At 52.7% G+C, this 3,176-nt stretch carries 4 protein-coding genes, 3 tRNA genes and 1 rRNA gene; all 8 read left to right on the top strand.

Annotated features, from left to right (window positions below; all coding sequences use genetic code 11):
• Positions 1 to 97, top strand: a 5S ribosomal RNA gene (rrf, locus tag KKQ10_RS22055); the annotation flags it as partial.
• A 132-nt stretch (positions 98 to 229) separates the two neighbouring features.
• Positions 230 to 1,183 carry a bifunctional biotin--[acetyl-CoA-carboxylase] ligase/biotin operon repressor BirA gene (gene birA, locus KKQ10_RS22050; RefSeq protein ID WP_215502262.1) on the top strand — a complete coding sequence of 318 codons (954 nt, stop codon included), beginning with the start codon at positions 230 to 232 and terminating at the stop codon, positions 1,181 to 1,183.
• Entirely contained in the window at positions 1,173 to 1,922 is a 750-nt protein-coding gene (locus tag KKQ10_RS22045) for a pantothenate kinase (RefSeq protein ID WP_215502261.1), read from the top strand. The genes birA and KKQ10_RS22045 overlap by 11 nt, the downstream gene beginning before the upstream one ends.
• A gap of 7 nt (positions 1,923 to 1,929) precedes the next feature.
• A complete protein-coding gene (locus KKQ10_RS22040; protein WP_215502260.1) occupies positions 1,930 to 2,367 on the top strand; it encodes a hypothetical protein in 438 nt (145 codons plus the stop codon).
• A gap of 142 nt (positions 2,368 to 2,509) precedes the next feature.
• Positions 2,510 to 2,594, top strand: a tRNA-Tyr gene (locus tag KKQ10_RS22035).
• A 24-nt stretch (positions 2,595 to 2,618) separates the two neighbouring features.
• Positions 2,619 to 2,692: transfer RNA gene (locus KKQ10_RS22030), tRNA-Gly, on the top strand.
• A 26-nt stretch (positions 2,693 to 2,718) separates the two neighbouring features.
• A tRNA-Thr gene (locus KKQ10_RS22025) sits at positions 2,719 to 2,794 on the top strand.
• Positions 2,795 to 2,878: 84 nt separating this feature from the next.
• On the top strand, positions 2,879 to 3,176 hold a 298-nt coding region (locus tag KKQ10_RS22020; protein WP_252191703.1), incomplete at its 3' end, for a GTP-binding protein.

Below are 3,176 nucleotides of genomic sequence, written 5' to 3'. Positions count from 1 at the left end.
TGGAACCACCTGATCCCATCCCGAACTCAGAAGTGAAACGATGCATCGCCGATGGTAGTGTGGGGTTTCCCCATGTGAGAGTAGGTCATCGTCAAGATTAAATTCCGAAACCCCAATTGCGAAAGCAATTGGGGTTTTGTTTTGCCCGGCGGAAAGTGGTTTGCTTGATTTCTATGCAATCGCCCGGCTCATGGCTATTATTCGGGCCTCATTGTGAGGCGAGACCTGCATGCTGACGTTGTTGAATCTTTTAAAGGATGGTCGATTCCATTCTGGCCAGGCTCTGGGGCTAGCCCTGGGTATCAGTCGAAGTGCTGTATGGAAGCAACTGCAGCATCTTGAGGCTGAGCTCGGTTTGTCCATTAATAAGGTCCGGGGTCGAGGCTACCAACTGGCTGCGCCCCTGACTCTACTCGATCCTCTCAGTATCGGCGCCTTGGCCCCGGTTTGGCCGATGACAGTCTTTGATTCCATTGACTCCACCAATGCAGAGGCGCTGCGCGCGATCAGTCAAGGTCGCACGGCGCCGTTCCTGGTGTTGGCAGAGCGGCAAATTTCCGGTCGAGGTCGCAGGGGGCGTAAGTGGGTAAGCCCCTTTGCGGAAAATCTCTATTACAGCCTGGTCCTGCGTATTGAGGGCGGTATGCGCCAGCTTGAAGGGCTTAGTCTTGTTGTAGGTCTGGCGGTCATGCATACCCTGCGAAAGCTCGGAGTGTCGGGTGCTGGATTGAAGTGGCCCAACGACGTATTGGTTGGGAGCAGGAAAATTGCAGGTATTCTTCTGGAGCTCGTAGGCGATCCTGCAGATGTTTGTCATGTGGTGCTGGGCATAGGCATTAATGTGAACATGCAGGTTGCTGACGAGGTTGATCAGCAATGGACGTCCATGCGGCTTGAGACGGGCAAAAGTTGCGACCGCAACGCGCTAGTGGCGGAGCTGAGCGAGCAGCTGCGCGACTATATCCAGCGCCATCAGATCGATGGCTTTTCAGCGCTCCAAGGGGAATGGGAAAGGGATCACGTGTGGCAAGGTCGTCCGGTTTCGTTGATTGCCGGCGCTAGCCATATAGAAGGTGTAGTGCTCGGTATTGACAGTCAGGGTGCGCTGCGCTTGAGGGTGGATGGCGTGGAAAAAGTATTTAGTGGCGGTGAGCTCAGTCTGAGGTTGCGTGATGATTCTTGAGCTCGATTGCGGGAACAGCTTCATCAAATGGCGGGTGTTGAATACTGCCGCCGGAGGTCTTTTCGCGGAGGGGGTTGTCGACTCGGATCAGGCCTTGGTGGATAGCTTGCACACATTTGACGGTCTATCGCTACGAAGTTGTCGGTTGGTCAGTGTCAGAACGAGTGAAGAAACCGCTGCATTGACTCGGATTCTTGAGCGGACGTTCGGCGTATTGGTTGTGTGTGCCAAGCCCGCTAGTGAAATGTCTGGTGTCCGGAATGGATATGACGACTATGAGCGTTTAGGTCTCGATCGTTGGCTGGCAATGCTGGGTGGTTTTCACTTGGCAGCAGGCGCATGTCTGATCCTGGATTTCGGCACTGCTGTAACAGCGGATTTTATTGATGCTGAAGGGGAGCACCTGGGAGGGTTCATTTGTCCAGGGATGCCATTGATGCGAAATCAATTACGCACTCACACGCGCAATATCCGTTACGGCGATTTGGCTGCAGAGCGGGCCCTGACTAGTCATGCTCCGGGACGCAGTACTGTTGAAGCGGTGGAGCGTGGATGTTCGTTGATGTTGAGAGGTTTCGTCCTGACCCAGATGGAACTGGCTCGTTCCTATTGGGGAGAGGGCTTTACCGTCTTTATTACAGGTGGTGACGCTGGGTTGGTTGCAGATGTTGTGCCTGACGCACGAGTTGTCCCTGATCTGGTCTTTGTTGGACTGGCCATGGCGTGTCCTTTATCTTGAGGTTTGTATGCGCTGGTTGTTCCTGCTGCTTGTTGTTCTCAATGTGTTCTATTACGTCTGGCATCAGCAGGAAGCGCCCTTGCGTGCAAAAGATGTCACGCCTCTCAGTATGTATCGTGGATCCCAGCAAGACATACGCTTGCTGAGTGAGGCCGGTAGTGACTCTCGAGAAGGGCAGGGCGCGCGACGTGCGGGGCAAGATTGTCTGTTCTTGGGTGGTTTGACTCGAGAGGAAAGTGTTTCTGTGCTGCAACAGCGGCTGTTGGCCATGAATGTGAAGGCTCAACCACCGCAAAAGGATCTTCCAGAGCCAGGTTACTGGTTGCGCATTGCGCCCGAAAGCCAGCGTTTATTGGGGGATGTACAGTTGCAGAACCTTTCCAAGGAATTCAATGAGTTAAAACATAAAATAATGCTGTGTGAGGGGGTTGCACCGCTGGAATAGTTTGCATAGAATGGCGCCCGCTCCACAGCGAACACCTAAACAGGTTGTCAAAGTGAAGCAGTGTCAACGCAGCTAACCTCAGGTTTTTAATGAGAAAATGCTTGACAGAAGGTCGGCATAGTATAGAATGCCGGCTCGCTTAGGAGGGGTTCCCGAGCGGCCAAAGGGATCAGACTGTAAATCTGACGTCTACGACTTCGAAGGTTCGAATCCTTCCCCCTCCACCATTTTTAGCGTGAGCTGCAAGCTCCGCGGGTATAGTTTAGTGGTAGAACCTCAGCCTTCCAAGCTGATGATGCGGGTTCGATTCCCGCTACCCGCTCCAAGTTTGCAGGTTGTGCAAAGTGTTACGCTCTTGTAGCTCAGTTGGTAGAGCACACCCTTGGTAAGGGTGAGGTCAGCGGTTCAAATCCGCTCAAGAGCTCCATATAACAAGGCAGATATGAAAATATCTGCCTTTGTTTTAATGGTAGATATCGTTCGTCTAATTCTTCTGTTGAGGGTGTTATCGATGGCTAAGGAAAAATTTGATCGTTCCCTGCCCCACGTCAACGTAGGGACCATTGGTCACGTTGACCACGGTAAAACCACTCTGACTGCTGCTCTGACTCGCGTCTGCTCCGAAGTTTTCGGTTCCGCAATCGTTGACTTCGACAAGATCGACAGCGCACCAGAAGAAAAAGCTCGCGGTATCACCATCAACACCGCACACGTTGAGTACAACTCGAAGATCCGTCACTACGCTCACGTTGACTGCCCAGGTCACGCTGACTACGTGAAGAACATGATCACCGGTGCTGCTCAAATGG

This window comes from Pseudomonas sp. MG-9 (assembly GCF_018729515.1).
GTDB classification, from domain to species: Bacteria; Pseudomonadota; Gammaproteobacteria; order Pseudomonadales; family Pseudomonadaceae; genus Aquipseudomonas; species Aquipseudomonas serboccidentalis.
The sequence above is the reverse complement of the archived record's forward strand: the minus strand, read 5'-3'. Positions and strand labels throughout refer to the sequence as shown.